The 23,711-nt window shown below is 69.0% G+C and carries 18 protein-coding genes and 5 pseudogenes; 15 read left to right on the top strand and 8 right to left on the bottom strand.

Annotated features, from left to right (window positions below; translation table 11 throughout):
• Nucleotides 1-109: 109 nt before the first annotated feature.
• Nucleotides 110-952, top strand: coding sequence for an alkaline phosphatase family protein (locus ACH5AC_RS17280; RefSeq protein ID WP_398862663.1), 843 nt, complete (start codon nucleotides 110-112; stop codon nucleotides 950-952).
• Between the two features lie 27 nt (nucleotides 953-979).
• Here the strand turns inward: ACH5AC_RS17280 and ACH5AC_RS17285 are convergent, their stop codons facing one another.
• Nucleotides 980-2,065, bottom strand: coding sequence for a GNAT family N-acetyltransferase (locus ACH5AC_RS17285; protein WP_398862664.1), 1,086 nt, complete (start codon nucleotides 2,063-2,065; stop codon nucleotides 980-982).
• A gap of 125 nt (nucleotides 2,066-2,190) precedes the next feature.
• Nucleotides 2,191-3,240 (bottom strand): phosphotransferase family protein, encoded by a 1,050-nt coding sequence (locus ACH5AC_RS17290; RefSeq protein ID WP_398862665.1) that lies wholly within the window; start codon nucleotides 3,238-3,240, stop codon nucleotides 2,191-2,193.
• A 446-nt stretch (nucleotides 3,241-3,686) separates the two neighbouring features.
• On the opposite strand from ACH5AC_RS17290, the pseudogene ACH5AC_RS17295 reads away from it, so the two are divergent.
• From ACH5AC_RS17295 to ACH5AC_RS17310, 4 genes and pseudogenes are all read left to right on the top strand, one after another.
• A pseudogene (locus tag ACH5AC_RS17295) lies at nucleotides 3,687-3,866 on the top strand (transposase); the annotation flags it as partial.
• Between the two features lie 242 nt (nucleotides 3,867-4,108).
• Nucleotides 4,109-4,450: an ArsR/SmtB family transcription factor gene (locus ACH5AC_RS17300; RefSeq protein WP_398862666.1), complete on the top strand. Its 342-nt coding sequence runs from the start codon at nucleotides 4,109-4,111 to the stop codon at nucleotides 4,448-4,450.
• Nucleotides 4,451-4,453: 3 nt separating this feature from the next.
• The gene (locus ACH5AC_RS17305) at nucleotides 4,454-4,963 is read left to right on the top strand and encodes an SRPBCC family protein (protein ID WP_398862667.1); all 510 of its coding nucleotides are present in this window, start codon (nucleotides 4,454-4,456) and stop codon (nucleotides 4,961-4,963) included.
• A complete protein-coding gene (locus ACH5AC_RS17310; protein ID WP_398862668.1) occupies nucleotides 4,963-5,583 on the top strand; it encodes a dihydrofolate reductase family protein in 621 nt (206 codons plus the stop codon). Before ACH5AC_RS17305 ends, ACH5AC_RS17310 begins: the two co-directional genes overlap by 1 nt.
• A gap of 107 nt (nucleotides 5,584-5,690) precedes the next feature.
• Here ACH5AC_RS17310 and ACH5AC_RS17315 read toward each other — a convergent pair whose 3' ends face one another.
• Entirely contained in the window at nucleotides 5,691-6,368 is a 678-nt protein-coding gene (locus ACH5AC_RS17315) for a helix-turn-helix transcriptional regulator (RefSeq protein ID WP_398862707.1), read from the bottom strand.
• Nucleotides 6,369-6,455: 87 nt separating this feature from the next.
• Here ACH5AC_RS17315 and ACH5AC_RS17320 point away from each other — a divergent pair, with 87 nt between their 5' ends.
• The 6 genes and pseudogenes from ACH5AC_RS17320 to ACH5AC_RS17345 all read left to right on the top strand — a co-directional run bounded on the left by ACH5AC_RS17320 (nucleotide 6,456) and on the right by ACH5AC_RS17345 (nucleotide 17,212).
• On the top strand, nucleotides 6,456-6,884 hold the full coding sequence (locus ACH5AC_RS17320; protein ID WP_398862669.1) for a hypothetical protein: 429 nt from the start codon (nucleotides 6,456-6,458) through the stop codon (nucleotides 6,882-6,884).
• A 178-nt stretch (nucleotides 6,885-7,062) separates the two neighbouring features.
• Nucleotides 7,063-8,868, top strand: a complete 1,806-nt coding sequence (locus ACH5AC_RS17325; RefSeq protein WP_398862670.1) for a glycoside hydrolase family 15 protein — start codon at nucleotides 7,063-7,065, stop codon at nucleotides 8,866-8,868.
• Complete coding sequence (locus ACH5AC_RS17330) at nucleotides 8,865-9,347, top strand: hypothetical protein (RefSeq protein ID WP_398862672.1); 483 nt, start codon at nucleotides 8,865-8,867, stop codon at nucleotides 9,345-9,347. Before ACH5AC_RS17325 ends, ACH5AC_RS17330 begins: the two co-directional genes overlap by 4 nt.
• A 318-nt stretch (nucleotides 9,348-9,665) precedes the next feature.
• Nucleotides 9,666-10,833 (top strand): annotated as a pseudogene (locus ACH5AC_RS17335) (transposase); the annotation flags it as partial.
• 158 nt (nucleotides 10,834-10,991) lie between these two features.
• Entirely contained in the window at nucleotides 10,992-15,623 is a 4,632-nt protein-coding gene (locus ACH5AC_RS17340) for a glycosyl hydrolase family 18 protein (protein WP_398862673.1), read from the top strand.
• Nucleotides 15,624-15,841: 218 nt separating this feature from the next.
• Entirely contained in the window at nucleotides 15,842-17,212 is a 1,371-nt protein-coding gene (locus ACH5AC_RS17345; protein WP_398862674.1) for a Fic family protein, read from the top strand.
• A 279-nt stretch (nucleotides 17,213-17,491) separates the two neighbouring features.
• Here ACH5AC_RS17345 and ACH5AC_RS17350 read toward each other — a convergent pair whose 3' ends face one another.
• The gene (locus ACH5AC_RS17350; protein WP_398862675.1) at nucleotides 17,492-18,259 is read right to left on the bottom strand and encodes a hypothetical protein; all 768 of its coding nucleotides are present in this window, start codon (nucleotides 18,257-18,259) and stop codon (nucleotides 17,492-17,494) included.
• 660 nt (nucleotides 18,260-18,919) lie between these two features.
• On the opposite strand from ACH5AC_RS17350, the gene ACH5AC_RS17355 reads away from it, so the two are divergent.
• Nucleotides 18,920-19,174 (top strand): hypothetical protein, encoded by a 255-nt coding sequence (locus ACH5AC_RS17355; RefSeq protein WP_398862676.1) that lies wholly within the window; start codon nucleotides 18,920-18,922, stop codon nucleotides 19,172-19,174.
• A gap of 460 nt (nucleotides 19,175-19,634) precedes the next feature.
• On the opposite strand, the gene ACH5AC_RS17360 is transcribed toward ACH5AC_RS17355, so the two are convergent.
• On the bottom strand, nucleotides 19,635-19,820 hold the full coding sequence (locus tag ACH5AC_RS17360) for a hypothetical protein (protein ID WP_398862677.1): 186 nt from the start codon (nucleotides 19,818-19,820) through the stop codon (nucleotides 19,635-19,637).
• A 265-nt stretch (nucleotides 19,821-20,085) separates the two neighbouring features.
• A pseudogene (locus ACH5AC_RS17365) lies at nucleotides 20,086-20,528 on the bottom strand (SGNH/GDSL hydrolase family protein); the annotation flags it as partial.
• Between the two features lie 16 nt (nucleotides 20,529-20,544).
• On the opposite strand from ACH5AC_RS17365, the gene ACH5AC_RS17370 reads away from it, so the two are divergent.
• A complete protein-coding gene (locus ACH5AC_RS17370; protein ID WP_398862678.1) occupies nucleotides 20,545-20,949 on the top strand; it encodes a hypothetical protein in 405 nt (134 codons plus the stop codon).
• Between the two features lie 183 nt (nucleotides 20,950-21,132).
• A pseudogene (locus ACH5AC_RS17375) lies at nucleotides 21,133-21,923 on the top strand (transposase family protein).
• A gap of 69 nt (nucleotides 21,924-21,992) precedes the next feature.
• On the opposite strand, the gene ACH5AC_RS17380 reads toward ACH5AC_RS17375, so the two are convergent.
• Entirely contained in the window at nucleotides 21,993-22,424 is a 432-nt protein-coding gene (locus ACH5AC_RS17380) for a VOC family protein (RefSeq protein ID WP_398862679.1), read from the bottom strand.
• A 254-nt stretch (nucleotides 22,425-22,678) separates the two neighbouring features.
• On the opposite strand from ACH5AC_RS17380, the pseudogene ACH5AC_RS17385 reads away from it, so the two are divergent.
• Nucleotides 22,679-22,957: pseudogene (locus ACH5AC_RS17385) on the top strand (transposase); the annotation flags it as partial.
• A gap of 27 nt (nucleotides 22,958-22,984) precedes the next feature.
• Here the strand turns inward: ACH5AC_RS17385 and ACH5AC_RS17390 are convergent.
• A partial coding sequence (locus tag ACH5AC_RS17390) for an IS256 family transposase (RefSeq protein ID WP_398862680.1) occupies nucleotides 22,985-23,711 on the bottom strand: 727 nt, incomplete at its 5' end.

The raw sequence follows: 23,711 nt of genomic DNA on the forward strand, positions 1-23,711 counted from the left end.
GGGAGACGCGCGTCGGGTCGGTCCTCACCGGTCGGACCGACCGATCGTCAGAGGGAGAGCAGTGAGACTACGAGTGACGTCCTGCCGGCGGCTTCCGCGCCGTACGAAGATGACGCTCATCGCCGCGTCGGCCGCCCTGGCGGCGCTCCCGCCGACCGTGGGGTGCGGCGCGTCGGACAAGGGCAGCGCCGTCCCCCGGCCGGACCACGTCGTGGTGGTCATCGAGGAGAACCGGAACTACGAGGACGTCATCGGGTCGCCCGAAGCCCCGTACCTGAACGAACTCGCCCGGCAGGGTGCCAATCTGACTCAGTTCTACGCCATCACCCACCCGAGCCAGCCCAACTATCTCGCCCTGTTCTCCGGCTCCACACAGGGTGTCGACGGAAACGACTGCCCCAACGAGTTCACCGGCCGCAACCTGGCCTCCGAACTGATCCGGGCCGACCTGACATTCGTCGGATACGCGGAGAGCCTGCCGCACGTCGGCTACACCGGCTGCACGAGCGGTCCCTACGTGCGGCGGCACAGCCCCTGGGTCAACTTCACCCAGCTGCCGGCCTCGATCAACCGTCCGTGGACCGACTTCCCACGGGACTTCTCGCACCTGCCGACGGTGTCCTTCGTCATCCCGAACCTCGACAACGACATGCACGACGGCAGCGTCCGACGGGCCGACACCTGGCTGCGGCAGAACATCGGGGACTACGTCCGCTGGGCGATGACGCACAACAGTCTGCTGGTCGTCACCTGGGACGAGGACGAGGGCGGAGGGGACGAGGACAACCACATTCCGACCATCCTGGTCGGCGAGCGGGTCCGGCCCGGCGACCACGACCAGCCGAACAACCTGTACGGGCTGCTGCGCACCCTGCTCGACGCCTACGACCTCGATCCGCTGGGCCACAGCGCCGAGGCCAAGCCCCTCGACGTCTGGAAGGACAGCGCCTGACCCGCGCGCCGGTCCCGGGAAGGCGCGTCACGCGTCCTGGAAGCGCAGTACCTTCTTGACGCCCCTGCGCAGCCGGTGCTGGGCCGCGGAGACGGGAAGCCGCTCACGGACGTAACGGGGTGAGGAGCGACTCGCCGCGCCGAACCCCGCCTTGAAGGAAGCGAGAGACGATCCGGGGCGCGACTCACCCATGTCGTAGTACCGGTAGCCCGCGGCGCAGGCGTCCTCGATCGCCAGCCTCTGCAGCAGCGGATTGACCCGGAGCGGGTGGGCCAGGTCCCGGTTCATGGCAGCACGCCACAGCCGCGCGTGACTGCCATGGCCCAGTACGACGATGGCGGCGGCCGGTTCCCCGTGGCTCCAGGCCATCCAGATGGCGCACGACTCGCCGAAGCGAGCGGCCACCGCTTCCAGCCGGCTCCTGGGAAACGCCCTTCTCCTGCGCCACCGCGCCAGAGCCAGGGGTTCGTGCTGCTGTGCGGCCCAGCGTTCGATCGACTGCTCGTACAGGCGGTAGAACTCCGGAACGAGCCGACCGGTGCGATCGACCTCGACCTCGGCCTTCGAGCGTTCCGCCTTGCGGACCTCGCGCCGCACGTGCGGGCGGAAGCGACGCTCCCAGACGGTCCCGAATCCGCCGTCGAGGTCCACCGTCTGTGTCATGTGGTGCTCCCGCCAGAAACCCCCGGGCGCGGCCGCCTCCCAGAGGTCGCTGCCCTCCGGCCGGAAACGCACGCCGACCCGCAGAGCCGGCCGCCGGGCGAGGTCCTCGAAGACCGCCCTCGCCTCAGGCGGACCGACTCCGCCGGAGGACAGCGGTCCTCCGATGCCCCAGTCGGCCGGCCAGGACTCCTCCGCGTCCGCCCAAGCCGCACGCCGTCTTCTGCGGACAAGGGGCACGACGATCCGGCTCCCGCCCTCGAACTCGTACAGCCGGCTCGCGTCCCGGTACGGCCCTGTGCCGCACAGGCAGTCCATCCAGGCCGGCGTCTGGCTGACATGTGCGTCCGCGTCCTGTCCGCACACCTCCCACCAGGTCTCCCGTGGTGCCGGAGTCGTGATGCGGGCGGTGCCGGCCGGAGTGTGGTCCAGGAGTTCAGCAGGTGTGTTCACGGCCTTCTCTCCCGCAGGGCGTGGGTTCCGGAACGAAGCTTGCGGCTGAAGGCCCACCTGCCTCCATGGATCGATCGTATGCAGGGGGGCGGGGCCGGGCATTTCGTAGCGTCGCCGCCAGGCCGTCAGCGGGGCGGGTGCGTGGCCACCTCGCTGAGCACGGGCACCACGTTGTCGGCGACCCAGCGGTGACTGCGCCCGTACCGCGCCGATTTGGCGACGTTTCCCGCGACATGCCACAGCCACGTCAACAACGTGAACGCGATCTCGCTCTCGGCATCGGAGGGCAGCGCGCTCGCCTCTGCGAGCATCTGCCGGTCCTCGGGCAGGAGCGAGGCGTCCCGCAGCGCGTCGGCGACAACCCGCCCGAACTGCTGCCGTCCGAGCTGGTGCCGCAAGGTCAGGACGAACGTGTGGCAGTCGAGCAGGGACGGACCGTCGGGGATGGCGCCTCCCCAGTCGATCACCCCGCTCAGCTCCGCCTGTCCCCGATCCAGCAGAACGTTCCCCGGATGGAAATCGCCGTGCGTCCACGCCACCAGCAGCCGACGTCCGGCCAGGGCACGGACCATGTGCTCGCGCAGGATGGCCATGGCTTCCGCGCCCTTGCCGCGGCGACACCAGCGGACCTCGTCGGCCAGGACGGCCAGCCGGGGGTCGACCCAGTCGCCCACACGGGCCGTCACCTCTTCCGTCCGCCCGGTGGCCCGGTGCAGCTCGCGGATCGCCCCGAGAGCGGACCGCGTGACCCGGCGGGCCAGTTGCGGGGAACGCCGCAGCAGCGCGTCGGCTTCCACGCCGGGCAGGCAGCTCTGCACCACCACGGGCAACGGTCCCTCCAGGCGGCACTGCTCCACCTCGGGCAGCAGGCGCCGCCACGGGCCCAGGCGCTCGTCACAGGCCAGTTGCCGTACGGCGGCGCATTCGTGCTCCAGCGACGCGGCCGCGCGCCTGCTGCGGGGGTGCTTGACCACCGCGGGCCGCGCTCCCGCATCGAGGTGGAACACCAGGAGATCGGAGACAGTGCGCCGTGTCCCGCGCGGGTCGTCGTGAATGGAGTCATCGGGTCCGAGGGAGGCCGCCAGGCGGCGGGCGACCCCGATGTCGACGGGGCGGGTCAGGAGTCCGGCTGGGCGCAGGGGAAGCAGACCGCGCAGTTCCGCTGTGAAGGGCATCCAGCGCTCCCTTCAACCGATTGTGACAAAACCCCGCAAAAGCGACTATTCCATCATCTCCGCTGCTCGGGCGAGGTGCGAGCCGAGCCGGCACTCCCGGCCGTCGGGCTCGTGATCCTCCGGCGGTCGAGCCGCTCTTCGGCGCGGGTGCGTGACCTTCGGGAGACAACGCGAAGTGGGAAGTGGGCGGCACCACCCAGCAGGTCCACGACCTGCTACGCGACAAGACCCGCCGAGCGCACGGCCCCGGCATCTGATCACCCGACACGCTCGGCGGTTCGTACCCCGAGCCGGGCCCCGGCGGCTGCATGTTCGTGTCTGAGGTTCCCCCGAGATGTGGAGGACGGTGACAGGGGGTCAGATGGCTCCGACCCTGGCTGGCCCAGGAAGTACTCGTTGGAGTTGCGTGAGCGTGCGGTGCGGATGTATCGGACGTCGACCCGAAGCCGCAGATCGAGCGCCTGGCCATCCAGCTCGGTGTGCATCCCGAGGCTCTGCGGGGCTGGATCCGGCAGGCCGAGGCGGATGCCGGCGAGCGTGACGGACCGGCTGACCGCCGACGAACGCGCCGAGCCCGCCGCGCTGCGCAGGGAGCGGCGCAACTCGACCCGACCGGGGCCAGGTGACCGCGCTCCTCGACGAGGACGCACAAGCGTCAGGATGCCGTACTGACCGAGCGGATCCGGCACATCCGCACCGACTCCGGCGGCATCCACGGCTCGCCCCGCGCCCATGCCGTCTGGACCGAACCGGCTGTGGGTCACCGACCTGACGACGATCCCCACCGCCTGCAATCGCCATCCGACAAGTCCTTGCCCGATTCCCAACCGGCTTGATCATATTCCGATATGGGAATATGATGGGGGGCATGGCACGAGCAGCGACGACGTCGGACGCGTTCAATGCGATCGCCGAGCCGCAGCGCCGGGACATCCTGGCGCTGCTGCGGGCGGGTGAGCGGCCGGTGACCGACCTGGCCGAGGAGCTGGGGATGAGCCAGCCGCGGGCGTCCAAGCACCTGCGGGTGCTCCGGGAGGTGGGGCTGGTGCGGGTCCGCGAGGCGGGCAAGCAGCGCCTCTACGGCCTGGATGCCCGCGGGCTGCGGCCCGTCCACGAGTGGGTCGGCGGATTCGAGCGGTTCTGGAACGAGAGTTTCGACCGGCTGGACACCTACGTGCAGGACCTCAAGCAGACACGGCAGGAGGAATGACCGATGGCAGGGACAGCAAGGCACGAAACTGGGGCGGAGCCGGCGACGGCCGACCGGGAGATCGTGATCACCCGGGTCATCGACGCCCCGCGGGAGCTGGTGTTCGAGGCGTTCACCGAGGTCCGGCACCTGTCGCGGTGGTGGGGTCCGGAGGGGTTCACCACCACCACGCGGTCCTTCGAGTTCCGCGAGGGCGGGGAGTGGGACTTCGTGCTGCACGGGCCGGACGGGACCGACTACTCCGAGTGGATCCGCTGGCTGCGGATCGCCCCGCCGGAGCGGATCGTGCTGCTGCACGGTGAGTACCGCGACGACCCGAACGCCTTCCAGTCGGTCCTGACCTTCGCGCCGGACGGCGCGGCGACCCGGATCGTGATGCGCACCGTGTTCCCCACCAAGGAACTGCGCGACGAGGCGGTCGAGAAGTACCACGCGATCGAGGGCGGCCGGCAGACCCTGAGCAACCTGGCGGCCTACGTCACCGAGATCGTTCGGAAGGGGGTGGAGGGCTGATGGCCGGGAAGGTGTTCTTCAGCGTGTCGATGTCGCTGGACGGGTTCCTCGCGCCCGATTCCCTCGGGGACTTGATGGGGCAGCGGTGGAGGGAACTCCAGCAGTGGATCTTCCCGCAGCGGTTCTTCCGGGAGAACCTGAAGCTGGGCGAGGGCGGCGAGGAGGGGCGCGACAACGACATCGTGCGGGAGACGTTCGAGCGCACCGGCGCGAGCGTCATGGGCAAGCGCATGTTCGACGCCGGTGAGCAGATGTGGCCGGAGGAGGCGCCGTTCCACACGCCGGTCTTCGTCGTGACGCACACCAAGCGTGATCCCTGGGAGCGGCCGGGCGGGACCACGTTCCACTTCGTCAACGATGGCATCGAGACCGCGCTCGACCAGGCCCGTGAAGCCGCCGGCGACCGCGACGTCCGCATCGCGGGCGGCGGCGCGACGATCCTGGAGTACGTGAACGCCGGCCTGGTCGACGAGTTCTCGATCGCGCTGTCGCCCGTGCTGTTCGGCTCCGGAATCCGTCTGTTCGAGGGCGTGGACGCGTCCAGGGTCGCGCTGGAGCCGGTCCGTTCGGAGCCGTCGTCGCGGGTGACGCACCTGACCTACGCAGTGCACCCACGGTAGCCGCGCCACCACTCCACCCCGGCGACCCGGGCACCCGCGGCGCTCTGGTGCGGGCCCTGCCGGTGCTGACGAACCGGGAAGTCGCCCGCTGACGGACGAAGCTTTCCTCAGGCCGCCGGCTGCAGCCGGACGCAGCAGCGTCCGGGACCGGGTGCCAGGCATGCCTCGAGTCCTGCCGCGTCCAGGCCGTTGAGGATGCCGCTCAGCAGGTGGAGGTTCATGCCGCACACGGTCTGGGTGTGTTCCTGGGCCAGCGTGTGGAAGGGGCAGTTGGAGAGAACGATGACATCGCCCTCGCGGCGTGGCTCGAAGCCGTACTTCTCCAGCAGGTCGAAGACGTTCGTCCTGTTCTGCTCGCCCAGTTGTGTGCCGAGTTCGTCGGCCTTGCGGTGCAACACCTCGCGCACCGGCTCGCCGGTCGCGTCGGACTCCTCCACGGCTTGGGCGAGCAGCCTCCCGGCCAGCTCGTAGCGGCGGTCCGGCAGGGTGACGGCGATCTGCTTCGCCGAGCGGCGATAAAGCTTGGCCGGCCTTCCCGCGCCCGGCCCGGAGCGTCCGCTGCGGCGCTCGTAGACGACGTCGAGCAGAAATTCGTCGGCCAGTCGGTCCAGGTGGAACGCGGCGGTCTTCCGGGCCAGCCCGAGGGCGGCCGCCGCCTCGTCACGGCTTACCGGGCTCGGCTGGCGCACGACGTGGTCGTACAGCCTCCTGCGGGTCGGCTCGTCGAGGGCGGCGACGGCGGAGACGTCGGAGTCGCGTACTTCCTTGGGAGTGTCCACGAACACCAGTGTAAAACCCACGGTCATTGACTAAAGAGCGAGAGTGGTCTTCTATAGGAAATGAACGTTGTCGATAGAAGGAGATGGCAAGCCATGTCCTCCGTAACCACACACACCACAACCCGCACCTCGCGGCGGGCGGAGCTCGCCGACCCCGGCTACCAGGCGTTCGTGATCCTGCGTACCGGCTTCACGGTGGCGCCGATCCTGTTCGGGCTGGACAAGTTCGCCAACCTGCTCGTGGACTGGCCCACCTACCTCGCGCCGTGGATCGACGACATCGTTCCTGGCAGCGCCCAGGCGGCCATGTACGCCGTGGGCGTGGTCGAGATCGTGGCCGGTGTCGCCGTGGCGCTGGCTCCGCGCTTCGGGGGCTGGCTGGTGGCGGGATGGCTGGCGGGCATCATCGTCAACCTGCTGACCATCCCGGACCACTACGACGTGGCCCTGCGCGACTTCGGACTGCTCCTCGGCGCCGTCGCGCTGGCACGGCTCGCCCAGCGTTACCACGCCAAGCGGTAGCGGCCGTGGACGGACGACGAGCGCACTGAGCCCGTCCGGCGGGTGGAGCCTCACCGCCCCACCCGCCCGGCCACCCCTCCGCGTGGAATCATGATCGGCTTCGTGCGGAGCGATGGAGCAGGCCCGATGAGATGGTGAAGTCATGGGAGCTTCTCCCAGAACCGATCGCCATCGCCCGGTGGTCTCGCGGACCGATGGCTACGTTCCGCTGCGCGACTACGCGGTGATCGGCGACGGACGGACCGCGGCACTGATCGCCCGCGACGGGTCGGTCGACTGGCTCGGGTTGCCGGATCTGGACTCGCCGCCGGTGTTCGGTGCCATGCTTGACGCCGACCGCGGCGGCCGGTTCCTCCTGGAGCCGGCGGTGCCGTACCGCAGCGAGCGCCGCTATGTGCCGGGGACGAACGTCCTGGAGACCACGTTCGTCACGCCGCAGGGCATCGTCCGGGTCACCGACGCGTTGAGTCTGCACGACGATGGCCTGCTCGCCCCGATGCGCGAGCTGCAACGGCGTATCGACGGTGTGTCCGGGCGGGTGCCGATGCGGTGGAGGGCGCAGCCTCGATTCGGCTATGGCACCCGCACCACGCGGTTGGCTCGGCGCGCCGGAGTCCCGGTTGCGACGGCAGGCAGCGACGCGCTCGCCATCTGCGCCTGGGATGCCGGCGAACCCCGACTTGAGGGGGATGCGATCAGCGGCAGCTTCCTTGCGACGCCGGGCCGGAGCGCTCTGATCGCCATGCCCTTCGCTCATCAGGAGCCGCTGGTCCTGCCGGCCCGGGCCGAATGTGAGGCACGCCTGGAGCGTACGTGCGCTTCCTGGCGCCGTTGGGCGGACGACCGGATCTCCACCGGCAGGTGGCATGAGGCGGTGATGCGCAGCCTGCTCACGCTGAGGTTGCTGGTGTTCGCCCCGTCGGGTGCGGTCGCGGCCGCGGTCACGACATCGCTGCCGGAACACGTCGGCGGCGAGCGGAACTGGGACTACCGCTTCTCGTGGGTGCGTGACTCGGCCTTCACCCTGGCCGCCTTTCTCCGGCTCGGCTGCCCCGCGGAAGCACATGCCTACTTCTGGTGGCTGATGCACGCCTCCCAGCTCACCCACCCCCGCCTGCAGGTCCTCTACCGGCTGGACGGAGGTGCCCACACCAGGGAGGAGACCCTGCCGTGGGAGGGCTACCGCGGCTCGACGCCGGTCCGCATCGGCAACGCGGCTGCCGATCAGGTCCAGCTCGACACCTACGGCGAGCTGATGCAGACCGCCTGGCTGTACGCCCAGGCCGCCGGAAGGCTGGACGCCGACGTAGCCCGGCGCCTCGCTGAACTCGCCGACCTCGTCTGCGCCACCTGGCAGGAGCCCGACTCGGGGATCTGGGAAGTACGCAGCGCACCGCGCCACTTCACCCAGTCGAAGATGATGTGCTGGGTCGCCCTCGACCGTGCGGCACACCTCGCCGAACACGGCCTGATTCCCGACCGGCACCTGGCCCGCTGGCAGGTCGCCCGCCAAGAGGTCGCCACATTCATCGAGACCCGCTGCGTCTTGCCACACCGCAACTGCTACGTGCGCTCCGCCGGCAGCGAGGACCTGGACGCCGCCGTCCTCCTCGGTCACCTCTACGGCTACGACGGTGACGTTCAGCGGATGCGGGCCACGATCACGGCGGTGGGGCAAGATCTGCGGCACGGGCCGTTCGTCGACCGCTACTCCGGCGAAGACGGCCTGAACGGGCCCGAGGGTGCCTTCCTCGCCTGCTCCTTCTGGCTTGCCGAAGCCCTTGCCGGCACCGGACAGCTCGCCCAGGCCGTCGAACTGATGGACGACCTCATCCAACTCGCCAACGACGTGGGCCTGTACAGCGAGGAGATCGATCCGGCCACCGGTGACTTCCTGGGAAACCTGCCCCAGGGTCTGAGCCACCTGGCGCTGATCAGCGCCGCCCATGCCGTCAGCGCCGCCGACAGGGAGGCGAGCGGGTGAGCGCGTGGGGGACGGCCGCCGGGGCGTTCGTCGGCACGCTGGTGCTGACCACTGCGTTGCGCGCCGCCGGCGAGATGCGTCTGACGCGGATGGACCTGCCCTTCCTGCTCGGCACGGCGGTGACCGTCAACCGCACGCGCGCCAAGGCCCTCGGCTACCTGATGCACTTCCTCAACGGCGAGATCTTCGCCTTCATGTACTACGCCGTCTTCCTCGCGATCGGCATGGCCGGATGGTGGCAGGGCGCCATGTTCGGTCTCTTGCACGGCCTGTTCGCCGGCACCGCGCTGGTCAGCGTTCTCCTGCCGCTCGTCCACCCCCGGATGGGCAGCCCGCTCACCAGCGCTCCCGAGGTGGCCCTTCTGGAACCCCCCGGCTTCCTGATGCTCAACTACGGACTGAGCACTCCCGTGGTCACCGTCGTCGCCCACATCGGCTACGGCGCCATCGTCGGAGGCTTCACCGCGCTCGGCGCCTGACTCGGTCCGCAGCCCGGGGCGGCCGGCTGCCCGCAGGGCGGCAAACGATGGGGGCCGCCGGTGCCGGGCGGATGATGCGCATCCAGTCCCTTCAGCGGCATGCGCAGCGCACGCCTGCCCCCGCTGCCGCCCGGGGTTGCCACAGCGCTGCGGTGGCATCTGTGCCGTGGCCGCCGACGCCGAAGCCGCTCGGCCAAGTGACGGCGTGCCGGGTCGGCGTTCGGCCACCCGACGGCGACGGTTGCTTGGGCGGCCAGGGATCCGGGCGTCCCGCCCGCTCTGCGACGGTCCGGACATGTCTTCGTGCTCATACCGGTAATGCTGACGACGTCGGTGCGGCGGTGGATCTCCTCGCCTCGCGCTTTCACGAGGTGGGAGGGCGGCGGTCGAGGAGTGGTTTCGCAGGCCGGGGCGGTGTTGCTTGCCGAGACGGTCCGCAAGTCCGGTCCGGATGCGGCGATATCGGCGGCGCTTGAGCCGTGGCGGAATGCCGGGCGGTGCACGATCCGGGCAAGATCCTGCTGGATCTGGCGCTCGCGGCCGCGTTGGGCGGGGACTGCCTGGCCGATGTGGCGCTGCTGCGGGCCGAGCCGGCCGTGTTCGGACGGTGGCCTCCGACCCGACGGTCTCCCGCCTGGCCGGCCAGCTGGCGTCGTGCGGCAAGCGGGTCTTGGCCGCGCCGCGCACCGCTCGCGCCGAAGTGCGCGAACATGTCTGTAAGTTGGCTGGTGATGCGATGCCGGACGCGGGACGACGCCGCGACCTGGAAGACGGCCTTCGGCCACCACCCGCTGACGGGGTTCGTCGACCACATGCCCGGGGCGGCTCCGGCGAGCCGCTCGTGGGCCTGCTGCGGCCTGCCAACGCGGGCTCCGACCCTGCCGCCGACCACGTCGAAGTCACGAAACTGGCCCCGGCCCAGATGCCGAAACACCTCCGGCGGGGACGCCGGACCCTCAACCGACTCCGGCGGCGGCACCCACGAGTTCGTCGCCCGGTTCACCCGGCGCGGGCGGTGGCTGTCGTACTCGGTCGGCATGACCATCGCTCGCCGACGCCATCAACCAGGCCGTCTCGAAGGTCCCTGCCTCGGCCTGGACGCCGGCCGTTGAACCCGACGGCGACATCCGCGACGGCGCCTGGGTAGGCGAACTCGCCGGCGACTGCCTGACCGGCCGGCCGAAGGGGCTGTGGCTGCGTGCGCAAGGAACGGCCACACCCCGGCGCCCAGTTGCGCTTCATCCACGCCGAACGGCATGCGGTTGACCTGCCGGCAGCGGACCCGGGTCGAGGACCGCATCCGCGCCGCCCGCGCCACTGGTCTGCGTAGTCTGCCGCTGCACGACGCCGAGCAGAACCACATCTGGCTGGAGATCATCCAGCGGCAAAGGCCCGGCTCTGGGAGCCCCGCCGCCCGCGGCTCCGCCCTCTCTCCGCCGCCGCCCAACTCGTCACCACCGGCCGCCGCCGCATCCTCCGCCTCGCCGCAAAGGCCCGATCGGCAAGCTGACGGGGCCTCATGAACGATCGAGGCTTATAGTTGAGAGGTCAATTAGTTTCCAGCGATCCGGTTGCTCCCGATCTGTTGGATGTGAGAAACGGGGGGAACTCTTGTTCCGCCGCTTATTCGCCGCAGTGGTGGTGATGGCCGGGCTGGCAACCGCACTTGTTGTCGTTCCGGCCTCCGCCGCCGATTTCCCTGCGGGCAGCACGCACTTGATCTCCTGGAACATGCAGGGGGCCAACAACGACGACCAGACGGGCAGCAAGTGGACCAACACGGTCGTGGGGCTTGCGCAGGAGTCGCCGATCCTGATGCTTCAGGAGGTCGGCCCGCAGCCGCCCGAGAACAGCGTCGCGCAGCCTTCCCAGACCTTCACCACGACCGACAGCACGGGCGCCACGCATCAGTACACCGTGTTGCACCACAGGTGGGACGTCAACAGCAGTGGCCGCTCCCCCTATCCGACCCGTGAGGTCTACTACCTGCAGACCGCCGACGACGCGACCAACCCGCGTCGGATCGGCGGCCGGGTCAACATCGCGCTCGTCCTGCGCGACACGCCCGACGAGCTGATCGTCGTCGGCAACCCGATCGACGCCGGCCGGAACGCGCTCGGGGCGCGGTTCGGCAACGAGTGGTACTTCACCTTCCACGGTCTGTCCGGCGGTGGCGGTGACTCCGGGCCGATGATGAGGGCCGTTCACGACCGGATCAGGGCCCTCGCGACCCAGCGTGGCGTGACCTACCACGCGACGGTCGGTGGCGACTTCAACGTCGACCCGGAGGACCTCGGCCAGCGGGCGAGCTTCCCGTCGCAGGACATGCGGATCCACAGCTCGGGTCTGGCGACCCACGTCCATGGAGGTGAGCTGGACTACTTCGTCACCACCCACCAGACCCTCAATCTGCCTGTCACGGTCACCGGCGAGGGCACCTCCGACCACTGGCCGGTCCGGGCCAACCAGCTCAGAGCGGCCGGGCCCACTCCGTCGCCCGCCGCCGGCCCGGAGATCGACGAGGCCCGGGTGATGGCGGTCGGCGACGGGATCACGGCCGGTGTGAACAGCACCGACGAGACCGGCTTCCGGGACTACCTGGGCACCATCGTCAAGGGCATGACCACCGCGGGGGTGATCGGTGCCAGCCTCATCTTCAAGCGCACGGACTTCGTCGGCGAGCTGAAGAACGGCACGCGCGGGGACCCCGACCACATGGGCTTCGACGGCAAGGGCATCGACGACATCAAGGCCCGGACGATCCCCGCGCTGCAGACACTGCGCCCGAACATGATGACCCTGCTCGCGGGCACGGCCGACCTGACCGGCGGTGCCGATGGCGCCGCGACGGCCGAGAAGATGCAGGGCTTCGTGGACGCGATCCACCGGACCTCGCCGACGACCACGATCCTGCTCGGGACCCTGCCGCCGTCGACGAACCCGACGTACCAGGCTCGAATCGACGCTTACAACCGCGCGCTCCGCACGATGGCCTACGCCAAGATCCAGGCCGGCGCACGGCTGGTGCTGGTCGACCTGGGCGCGGTGACCACGGAGGACATCACCAACGAGATCTACCCGACCGACGCCGGCTACAAGAAGATCGCGGAAGCCTTCGGCGCGGGCACCCGGATCGCGGTCCTGCAGGGCCTGATCAGCAACCGCTCGTACGTATGGAAGCCGATCGGCAAGATCCGGGACGCCGCCGCGACCGGCTCGAAGATCGCCTTCCCCGACCTGAACGGCGACGGCAAGGCCGACTACGCGGTGGTCGGTACGGACGGCAAGGTCACCGGCTGGCGCAACGACGACCCGACCAAGGAAGCCGTCTCGCTGGGCGACATCAGCCCGGCCGACCGGGGGAACAACCCGGCGCTGGTCTACTTCGCCGACCTGGACGGTGACGGCAAGGACGACTACGTCCGGATCCTGCCGGCGGCCGACTCGCCGACCGGCATCGCCGCGATGCGGATGTCGCGGAACACCAGCAGTGGTGACAAGGTCAGCTGGGGCAGTGCGACGATCGTCGCGAACAACCTCGGCTACGAGCCGGAGTTGTACTTCACCGACCTCGACGGTGACGGTCGCGACGACCTGATCACGCTGGACCGGATGAGCTTCCCGACCGCCTGGCAGAACAAGGGCAAGGGCATGCCGACCGAGGGCGGCTGGACCAGGATCTCGGGTTTCGCCACCCCGGGTGAGGCGCGCGGCGCGCAGGTCGCCTTCGCCGACATCACCGGTGACGGCAAGGCCGACACGGTTCGGGTCGAGTTCACCACCGGCGAGGTCCGGGTGATCCGCTCCGACGACCCGTTCCAGGGCACCTTCGGGAGCTTCGCCGACCTGAACGGCGACGGGATCGAGGACTTCGCCTTGACCCGCTCCGGTACCACTACGACGGCGAAGACCGCCGCCACGACGGCCGTCAGGGCGGTGGCCGTGGCGAGTGGTGCCGGTGACATCGAGGGCTGGCTGGTGCCGAGCTACGGCGACGGCAGCCGCACCGACGGCGGCGCCGGCGATCTCGGTATCAACGGTGGTGTCGGTGACCCGATGGAGTCACACCCCGGTGGCGACGACGGCGGTACGCGGCCGGCTGCGTCCGGCGACTGCCGACCGGAGGGTCTGGCGACGACGCCGGGCGTGGCGACGCCGTACTGCAAGGTCTACCAGAGTGACGGCCGGGAATGGCTCGGCGAGGGCCGGGGCCGCCGGGTCGTGGGCTACTTCAACGGTGGCCGCACGGGTGCCGACGGCACGCCGCACTACCTGGTGAAGAACATCCCGTGGTCGAAGGTGACCCACCTCAACTACGCGTTCGCGTCGGTGGAGAACAACAAGATCAAGGTCGACTCGAACGCCACCCAGATGGAGTGGCCCGGCGAGGTCGGCGCGGAGATGGATCCCTCGCTGCCGTACAAGGGGCACTTCAACCTGCTGACGAAGTACAAACGCCTTCACCCGCGGGTGAAGACGCTGATCTCGGTCGGTGGCTGGGCCGGTTCCGGTGGCTTCTACACGATGACCACCAACGCCGACGGCTCGGTCAACCAGGGCGGGATCGACACGTTCGCGAGCTCGGTCGTGGACTTCCTGCGGACCTACGGGTTCGACGGTGTCGACATCGACTTCGAGTACCCCACGGTCCTCGAGGACACCGGCAATCCGACCGACTGGGCGGTGTCGAACCCGCGTCGCAAGGGTCTGCCCACGACGTACGCCGCGTTGATGAAGACGCTGCGGGACTCGCTGAACCGGGCTTCGGTCGCGGACGGCAAGTACTACCTGCTCACCTCGGCGTCGTCGGCCTCCGGCTACCTGGCCCGCGGGATGGCGAACCAGACCGCGCTGAAGTACCAGGACTTCACCAACCTGATGGCCTACGACTACCACGGCACCTGGAACGACGTCGTGGGTCCGAACGCGGCGCTGTTCGACGACGGCAAGGACCCGGAACTGGCCGATCAGTACGCCACTGAGGAGTACGGGAAGATCGGGTACTTCAACACCGACTGGGCGATGAAGTACATGCGCGGCGCGATGCAGGCCGGGCGCGTCAACATCGGTGTGCCCTACTACACGCGCGGCTGGCAGAACGTCACCGGCGGTACGAACGGTCTGTGGGGCACGTCGCAGAAGCCGAACGGCTGCGAACCGGGTACCGGCATCAAGCGGCCGTGCGGTGACGGTGCCATCGGCATCGACAACATCTGGCACGACGAGACCAACAACGGCAGCGAGCTCGGCTCCGGGACGAACCCGCTGTGGCACACCAAGAACCTGGAGAAGAACATCACGCCGGTCTACGCCCCCAGTGTCGGGCTGAAGCCGCAGACCGACATCACCGACCGGCGCACGGGCCAGTACATCCGGTACTGGGACGACGCCACGAAGACGTCGTGGCTGTGGAACGCCGAGAAGAAGGTGTTCCTGTCGACCGAGGACGAGCAGGGCATCGACGCGGTCACCGACCTGGTCAAGTCGACCGGTGCGGGCGGCGTGATGATGTGGGAGCTCGGCGGCGACTACTCCTGCCCGGCGGACGTCCAGCCGGACACCCCGTGTGGGATGGGGTACACGCTGACCACCCGGCTGAACGAGAAGCTGGGCAACATCGGCGCCTACAGCAACAGTCTGCGCGCCGGCACCGGTGGTGCCGCGCCGACGGTGACCGCCGACGTGAGCGTCGAGTTGGTCGACTACCCGACCTCCACGGCGAACCTGTGGCCGTTGCAGCCGACCGTCCGGATCACCAACAACACCGGGCGCACGCTCGGCGGTGGCAAGGACACGAAGCTGTCGTTCGACATTCCGGCCTCGACGTCACCGCTGGTCAAGGACGCCAACTGGCAGACCGGTGCCCAAGGTGGCCAGTGGCAGCTGGCGGCCGGTTCGACGTTCCACCGGGTCAGCACGACACTGGACTACTGCCAGATCATCCCGGCCGGGAAGTCGCTCGACCTGCCGATCATCTACTTCCTCCCGATCACCGGTCCGGTGAACACGAGTCTGTCGATCGGCGGTACGGCGTACGCGCCGGCGACCGACAACCTCAAGGGACTCGGTACGGCGACCCCGCCGGCCGGTGGCTGCAGTGCCGCGAACTGGGACGCGACCAAGATCTACTCCCCGGCCAGCCAGCCGATCGAGCAGACCACGGTCAAGTACAACGGCAAGGTATGGAAGGCCAAGTGGGAGACGAGGGGCAGTGCCCCGGGCACCGGGGTCGACGCCGACCACGAGCCCTGGAAGCTGATCGGCGACGCCGGCTGACCCTTCTCAGCCACCCGGCCTGACACTCCACGTCTTGATCAAACAAATGGAGAGTGCTTCTGACCTGCAACGATGGGACTTGTCCAGGGTCCTGTTGGCTGCACGGAAAGAAGCACTCTCCAGCTGAGCAAGCGTGTCGCGAAGGCCCCGGCACGTTCTCCATGGCCTTGCGGTAATCCGCTTGAATCAAGGTGGGGTGGACGTGGCAGGCTTGCGCGGTGATTGTCGAGCTGGCCCCCGGTTTTCTGGCTTGGGACGATGTGGATCCCTCCCGTCATTTCTTCGACAGCTCGTCGGCGCCGCAGGTGGTGCGGTCGCTAGGGCCCGCCCGGCGGGTGCCCAGCCGTCCCGACGTCCCTTTCGGTGACCCGGCGATGGGCGCCTGGAGCCGGGACACCGGCCGTCCCTGGGCCGACGCCATGTCGCACGCCCTGTCCGAGCACTACGGCCGGTGGACCGTGGGCTGGCGCTGGGCGCACGACGAAGGGGACTTCGACGGAGGACCCGTAGGGAGCTGGTGCTGCCCGCGGGACTCCATCACCACACCTGAGGAGACGCTCGCCCGTGTCGTCGCGGCGCTGTGTGAGTGGCGCGAGTGGCTGGAAAGTCTCGCCGGGTGGTTCGACGCGTACCCGCTGGACCTGACCGATGTCGAGGACCAGCGGATCCTGTGGGAACGCGCCGCCCGCAACCTGATCCTGCAGGTGACCGACCGCACTGGCTGCGGCAGCGGCTGGCACGGGCACTGTCATCAGGTGCTCACCTGGTTCCTCAGCCGCTGGGGCGTCGCTCCCGGCCTCGCGCAGGAGCTGGTCGACGAGGCGATCGGCGGGCGGTTCGCGAGCTGGACCGGCCCCGACCCGGAGGTGGTCGATGACGTCGCGGAGCGGCTCGCGCTGTCGCTGCGGCCGGACGATCAGGCGGGGTCGCCCGAGCCGGCACCGGACCACCTCGAGCGCTGGCTCGCAGTGCGCGAGACCGTGCCGTGGCTGGAGGCTGCGGACAGTGGTGGGGAGAAGCCTGTGGTCCCGTTGCGTGACGGCGTGGCGGAGTACATCCGCGCCTTCGACGGCGCCCTGGACCCCGTACGCGCCCAGGGCCTGCTCGCCGCCGTGGAACTGCTGAGGGACGACGCCGCGCGCGGCGCCTTGCTCGACTTCGATCTGCTCCAGCGCTGGCAGCAACACGTCCTGGGCACACCGCAGCCACCGCTGTTCCGCGACCTGCCCGCTTTTGCCAAGCAAGGCCGTGAACGCTACGGAATCGGCCCGGACACCCGGGCCCGCCTCGACGCGTGCCTGGCGCAGAGCGCAAGGGACGCCGAGCGGCCCCTTCCCCTCACAGCCCGGGCCGCACGTGCCTATCTCGACGTCTGCTTCTTCCATCCCTTCCACGACGGCAACGCCCGGTCGGCCTTCCTCGCCCTCGTTTTCGTCCTCGCCCGAGAAGGCGTCGGGCTCGACGGGGTCAGTCTCCTGCGCCTTGTCACCTTCCAGGCCGACGAGCCGAAGGACGCGCTGGCCCTCACCCGGTACATCGGCGTCCACCTCGCGGAGACCCGACGCCGCGCCGCCGTTGCCGACTCCTAGCCGGTTCTCCGGCCACCGGGCCCGTCCTGTGTACAGCCACACCCTCCTCGGCGGCACCTCCGCCTCAACCGGTGCTTCGCCCAGGGCATCACCGAACCGTTCGCCCTCCAGGACGGCCGCCTACCCGTACCGACCGCCCCCGGCGGTGGTGACAACCGCAAACCTTGCCGCCGGAGTTTGTCGTTCGAGGCCCGGCGGAAAGGTGTGCGGTGGGGAATCGCTCCGGCGTGCGTCTCTATGCGCGGACGGAGTGCACCGTCGTGTCGCGCGTATTTGCGGCTAGATGCTTGATCCGCCGCCGGAGGTGTTGTTCCACCATGCGCTGTAGGCGTTCAGCGAGTACCGCTTCTGCACGCCGCTGGTCGAGGTGATCTCGAGGCCGAACTGCATCGTGTCGAAGGTGGTGTTGCGCAGGAGGTTCTGCGACGCGGCCCATCGCCAGACCGCCGAGGCGTCGATGGTGCCGGTGTTGCTCTGCTGGGCGGGGATGAGCTGCAGGACGTTCCAGCCGGGATCGGCCTGCCAGACCGACGCGTACAGGATGCCGCCGATGGTCACGTTGGACGCGATCTGCCTTCCCCAGCCGCCTGCCGTCCCACCGGACCAGCTGGTGAAGACCATGATCTCGTCCTGGTTGCCGGTCGACCAGAGGTCGCTCGTCCAGTTCCAGTGGTCACCGCCGGCGACGGGAGCCGACGACGTGTTGTACCAGAAGCCCGCCGAGTTCAACTGCGACAGCGGCGTCTGGGGCCGGACCGAGGTGTTCGGGTAGGACTTGATCCCGCCGCCGGAGTGGTTGGCATCGACGTACCAGGACTTGATGCTGTTGACGGTCAGGCACTGTGTGCCGTGGTTTTCGCCCCAGATGTTGTTGTAGATCGTCCAGGTGCCCTGGGTGTACTGACCCCACCGGTCGCAGGTGGAGTGCACCTGGGCCTGCGCAGGAGACGCGAAGCTCAGGAACCCGGCGATCACGGCGACGATCAGGGCCAGCCGACCGAACCCGGCCGACTTGCTGCTGACGGATTTACGGGCTTGCCATCTCATGTGTCCCTCCAAGGACGGCGATGGGTTGTTCCGGACCCCCCGGTCTGCCGACTGATCGGAGTCCCGACGAAAGCGAGGCGGCCGAGACGTTCGATCAGCTGACGTGTTGACACCTTCACTCCGTTCGCATGTGGTGCTGCTCGCGATGGTGGATGGCTCGTTTCGTCGAGGTGGCGCGCTCAAGGAATGCGGGAACGGTGCTCGGTCCCCTTACTTTCAAGCACCGGACTTGCCAGACGCAGGTGGACGAAGTGTCGAAGCGCTTGCGTCTCCCGGACAGTAATGATGGGATGTCTGGGCAGCAAGGCTCTGCGCAGGAACACACATTTCTTTCACTTGCGGACATGATTGTCGAAGCGCATCGAATAGCATCGGCCGCGCCCGCCACTGGTGGGGCCGGGAAAACTCAGACGGCGGGCGATGGTCGTCACCGGCTCATCCGGGTGCGCCGGCGACCGCTGCACCCCCCACGCGACACGGGCATCGCTCACATGTTTCGCCGGCTGTCCGGTGGCAGCCATTGGGAGCCGTCGTGGGCGACGTACGGCCGGTCCCCGAGCGGCGACAGGCACTGGAGGCGGCAGGAGGTGACGAGGCTGTGCCAGGCAGGGCGACTGTGATGCGTGGGGCGCCGAAGAGGCCGCCGGAGCAGGTCGGGGTATGGCTGGTGGGCGGACGGGGTCGGTGGCGACGACGGCGGTGTTCGGTGCCGCTGCACTGCGGGCGGGGCTCGCAGAGCCGACCGGGTGCGTGACGGAGCGTCCCGACTTCCCCGGCGACGCACTCCCGGGTGTGGGCTCGCTGGTGTTCGGCGGGCACGACCTGGTCGGCACTCCGCTGGCCAAGCGTGCCGAAAACCTGGTGGAAGCCGGTGTCCTGCCAGGACGGATGGTCACGGCCGTCGAGGACGCCTGACCGACGCGGACCGGGAGATCCGCACAGGGGTGTCCTGCTGTCTGTCCGGCGTCGGCAGGCGCGGCAGCTCTGCGGCGTGACCCCGATGAGCGGGTCGAACGCTTCGGCGGAACGCAGGAGCAGGCAGTGCGGGTGCTGGTGGACGACCTCACGGACTTCCGCGAGCGGCACGGGCTGGAGCGAGTGATGGTCGTCAACGTGGCCTCCATGGAGCCGCAGCCGCCGTGGCGGGCGGAGCGCGCGGCAACCGAAGTGCGCCCCCGCTCCCGAGTTCGGTCACCGGTTCGATCGTCACGCCGTCCCGCCCTTCCGGCACTGCCGCAGCAAATGCGTACACCTCGCCCCGGCGGCTGGATTGGTCCGGCGCGGGTCGCGGTGATCACGGTAGGGGCTCTGCCGCAGTGAATCCGGCATTTACTGCGGCATCTCTCACCGCAGCCCTGAGCCAGAGGAAAGTCCCTCAGCCTGCGCTGGTATCGGTCGTGGACCGGTCCGAGGAGCGGACGCAGTCCGGACATGCGGCGCCGCCCGCACGGCCTCTCGCCACCACCTCGATGGTGTCGAACGCGGCCGTGACCGCCTCGGCCTTCACCTCGTCGATCCCCTCGAATACCAGCGAGTTCCATAACGGTGCGTCGATCTGCATGACCAGTACCATCACCGTCCACAACCGACCAGAGCAGCGAACGGAATGCACCTGAGGGGGTGTCACTTCAGGCTGTCAGACACCAAGGCGTACGCCGTCTCGCACAAGCCAGTCCCTCGCAATCGAACATCGAGGTAACGCTCCGCGACGGCTTCCCGAGATCTGTGACCTCCTCGTCATCCGGATGGCGTAGGCGTTGACCGCCTGGATCGGATGCCACCTCCGCTTGGTAGATGGCATCCGACTGGCCCGGCGCCGGACCCAGCTACGCGCTCTGGGTCAGCAGGCCGGCGTCGATGACCTCAGCGATAAGGGTGGCGCCGCGGCTGTTCTGGTGGATGTGGTCGGTCGTGAGCACGAGACCTCGCCGCCGCGAGATCGTGTCGAGGCTGCGGCGCAGCAGGCCACCTCGTTGGTGGCGGCGACCTCGGCGATCATCCGGCTGTACGCCTGCGATGCCTGTGCCGCTGCTCCGTCGAGTTGTTGGCCGAGTACCGGTAGCGACAGCAGACCGATCGTCGCGTCGGTCTCCGCTCGCAGCCGTGCGACGACGGCTCCCAGGCACTGTTGGAACCAGCCTGCCGACGGGCGATCGGGGAGCTGTTTGCGCTTCATGGCCTGCTCGACGGGGTAGCCGGCAAGGCTCGCTCGGGCGTCGTTGGTCCCGATCAACACGGTGATCACTTCGGGTGGGTTGCCCGCCGCCGCAGAGGACGATGGAGCCATGGGCGAGCACGACCAGGACCAGGACCGCGTGACCGAACCGGCGCGGTCGCCGCTGACCACTGCGCAGGCCCGGAAGATGACAGCCGGGCTGCGCGAGGCGATGGACGACGTCCGGCGCTCCTTGGCGGTGCTCGCCGCCCGGGTCTGGCATCCCCTCGGGCACCGCCGCTGGGCGTCGTACTGCGACGCGGAGTTCGGCATCAGCCGCGCGCAGGCGTACCGGCTCCTGGCCGTCGCCCGCGCCCTGGCCGCGATCCACGGCGCGGTCCCCGTCGGCACCGAGACGTCTCGCACGCAAGACAGCGACCCGCCCGCCGCGGCCGCGCTCAACTACGGACTGTCCCAGCGCGCCCTGATCGCCGTCTTCGGCCACACGGACGGCGTCCCAGAGCCTGATCGATGAGCCCATCGTGGACGGCCTGGCGGCCCACGGCGCGCACGGCAGGACCCGGAGCACTTCCGCCACATGACGAGGCGTCAGCTGAGTATGCTCAGAAACCATCCTCTGACCAGCGGTAATAGCGAAGTGCAACTGGAGTACTAAGGGCCGTCCCGTAAGTGATCTTGCTGTGGGATGATCTCGGCTGTGGCTGGTGTGATCACGGCGTCTGGGTCGTCCTGGATAGTCCCGTTCACCGGGTTGAGCCCGCGTGCCTTCGGCCAGTTGGCGACGCGGCTGCGCCGCGAGGGTGTCGACGCCCCTGGTCGTGGCCGACCGTGGAAGCTGTCGCTGGAGGACCGGGTCCTCTTGGTCGCCGCGTACTGGCGGACCAACCTGACGATGCGGCAACTGGCCCCGCTGTTCGGGGTTTCGAAGTCCGCCGCCGACCGGGTCATCGACAACCTCGGACCGCTCTTGGCGCTCCGGCCCCGCCAGCGGTTCGCCAAGGACGCCGTGCTCATCGTGGACCGCACTCTGGTGCCCACCCGCGACCATATGGTGGCCGAACAGTCCAAGAACTACCGCTACTCCACCAACCACCAGGTCGTCATCGACGCCGACAGCCGCCTGGTCGTCGCCCTTGGCCGACCGCTGCCGGGCAACCGGCACGACAGCCGGGCCTGGTCCGAGTCCGGCGCCAAGGCCGCCGTCGGCAACACCACCACGATCGCCGACGGCGGCTACCCGGGCACCGGCCTGGTGATGCCGCACCGCCGCCGCCCGGGCAAGGAGCTGCCCGACCGGAAGCAGGCCCACAACAAATCGCACAAGCAAGTCCGCGCCCGCGTCGAGCACTGCTTCGCCCGCATGAAGACGTGGAAGATCCTCAGCGACTGCGACTGCGACTGCGACTGCGACTGCGACTGCGCGGCGACGGCGTCCACCACGCCATGCTCGGCATCGCCCGTCTGCACAACCTTGCTCTCACGGGGTAGCTCCTGCCGCATGCGGGACCTGAGAGGTCCACGGGAGGCGGCTCCCCACCTCGCAGTCTTGGAGGAGATTCAGTCGAGGCAGAACTCGTTGCCCTCGATGTCCTGCATCGTGATGCACGACTCGTTGACGCCATCGGCGCGCTGCGTCAGCACGTGTTTCGCGCCAAGAGCCATCAGCCGTGCGCATTCAGCCTCGAGTGTGGCCAGGCGCTCGTCACCCACGAGCCCGGCGCCGGCCCGCACACAGAGATGCACCCGGTTCTTGACGACCTTGCCTTCGGGAACTCGCTGGAAGAGCAGGCGTGGACCCACGCCGGAGGGATCAGCGCACGCGAAGTAGATCTCATCCTCAGGCGGCAGCGAGCGGTGGTACTCCTCCCACGTGTCAAAGCCCTCGGGGACTGTCGGTACGACGTACCCCAGCACCTCGCACCAGAAAGCGGCGAGGCGCGCAGGTTCCGCGCAGTCGAAGGTCACTTGGAACTGTTTGATCGTTGACATCGGCGCACGATAACAGGGGTCCTGCTCATCTCCCCTGGGTGGGTAGGTCCGCACGTTGTCGGGAGGAGGGCCCCTGCTGTCCGCTCCGGTGTCGTGCGGTCCCAGGGGTGAACCGAGGTCGGTGCCTCCCCAAAAAGGGTGGGATGCGATCCCGGCCAGGCACTCTCGTGCTGCCAAAGATCAGTTACGGGGCAACCCTTAGTGGTGCTTCGTTACGTTGAGTGATCTCGACTGTTCGTGGGCAGCTTCCCGGGGTGAGGTTGGGGGAAGTGGAACGGCTCCGGGGTGAGTTGGCGGAGTTCGTTGCCGATGCGTTCGGGTCGTTTCCGCGGCGGGATCAGCGCCGGTGGGGCGAGTGCTATCTGCGGGGCCTGATGCTGGACGGTCGGCGCAAGTCGATCCAGCCGATGGCCGAGCGTCTGCCGGATGGGAACATGCAGGCGCTGCAGCAGTTCGTGAGCCAGTCGCCGTGGGATCCGCTGCCGGTCAGGCAGCGGATCGCCGGGTCACGTCCGCTGGAGTGGTGTATCGACGGCCACTCGGTGATCTCGTCTTTGAGGCTATGCAGTGAGTTCGGTCGGGATGGTGGGTTCGTCGGTTTCTGACTCGATCGGGTGGAGGCGGGCCTTGGCGAGGAGTTCACGGCCCATGTAGCGGCGGGCCTCGGTCCACTCGTCGTTCTGCTCGGCCAGGACCGCGCCGACGAGACGGATCACGGCGGTGCGGTCGGGGAAGATCCCGACCACGTCGGTGCGGCGGCGGATCTCCTTGTTCAGCCGTTCCTGCGGGTTGTTCGACCAGATCTGCTTCCAGATCTCGCGCGGGAAGGCCGCGAAGGCCAGCAGGTCGTGCTGAGCGGTGTCCAAGTGGGCTGCCGCTATGGGGAACTTGACCTCCAGTGCATCCAGAACGTGTCGCATCTGTGCCTTCACCGCGTCGGTGTCGGGCTGTTCGAAGACCGTCCGCAGCAGCGTGGCCACCCAGGGCTGGGCCGATTTCGGGACCTGGCTGAGCAGGTTGCGCGCGTAGTGGGTGCGGCACCTTTGCCAGGACGCGCCGGGCAGGGTGGCGCCGATGGCGTCGACAAGGCCGGCGTGAGCGTCGGAGACGACGAGCTGGACGCCCGTGAGGCCGCGGGCGATGAGCGAGCGCAGGAAGGCGAGCCAGCCGGCGCCGTCCTCGGCGGTGGCGACATCCAGGCCGAGGATCTCGCGGTGGCCGTCGGCGTTGACGCCGACCGCGATCAGCGCGTGGACGTTGATGATCCGGCCGCCCTCGCGGACCTTC

It is taken from the genome of Streptomyces sp. NPDC018693 (assembly GCF_044391385.1).
GTDB lineage: Bacteria > Actinomycetota > Actinomycetes > Streptomycetales > Streptomycetaceae > Streptomyces.

Coding starts and splice junctions, on each gene's coding strand:
- ACH5AC_RS17310 (WP_398862668.1), top strand. CDS start 4,963: ATGGCCGGGAAGGTGTTCTTCAGCGTGTCGATGTCGCTGGACGGGTTC.
- ACH5AC_RS17320 (WP_398862669.1), top strand. CDS start 6,456: ATGTCCTCCGTAACCACACACACCACAACCCGCACCTCGCGGCGGGCG.
- ACH5AC_RS17360 (WP_398862677.1), bottom strand. CDS start 19,820: ATGCAGATCGACGCACCGTTATGGAACTCGCTGGTATTCGAGGGGATC.
- ACH5AC_RS17300 (WP_398862666.1), top strand. CDS start 4,109: ATGGCACGAGCAGCGACGACGTCGGACGCGTTCAATGCGATCGCCGAG.
- ACH5AC_RS17350 (WP_398862675.1), bottom strand. CDS start 18,259: ATGAGATGGCAAGCCCGTAAATCCGTCAGCAGCAAGTCGGCCGGGTTC.
- ACH5AC_RS17355 (WP_398862676.1), top strand. CDS start 18,920: ATGGCTGGTGGGCGGACGGGGTCGGTGGCGACGACGGCGGTGTTCGGT.
- ACH5AC_RS17305 (WP_398862667.1), top strand. CDS start 4,454: ATGGCAGGGACAGCAAGGCACGAAACTGGGGCGGAGCCGGCGACGGCC.
- ACH5AC_RS17340 (WP_398862673.1), top strand. CDS start 10,992: ATGGCCGGGCTGGCAACCGCACTTGTTGTCGTTCCGGCCTCCGCCGCC.
- ACH5AC_RS17370 (WP_398862678.1), top strand. CDS start 20,545: ATGGGCGAGCACGACCAGGACCAGGACCGCGTGACCGAACCGGCGCGG.
- ACH5AC_RS17290 (WP_398862665.1), bottom strand. CDS start 3,240: ATGCCCTTCACAGCGGAACTGCGCGGTCTGCTTCCCCTGCGCCCAGCC.
- ACH5AC_RS17380 (WP_398862679.1), bottom strand. CDS start 22,424: ATGTCAACGATCAAACAGTTCCAAGTGACCTTCGACTGCGCGGAACCT.
- ACH5AC_RS17280 (WP_398862663.1), top strand. CDS start 110: ATGACGCTCATCGCCGCGTCGGCCGCCCTGGCGGCGCTCCCGCCGACC.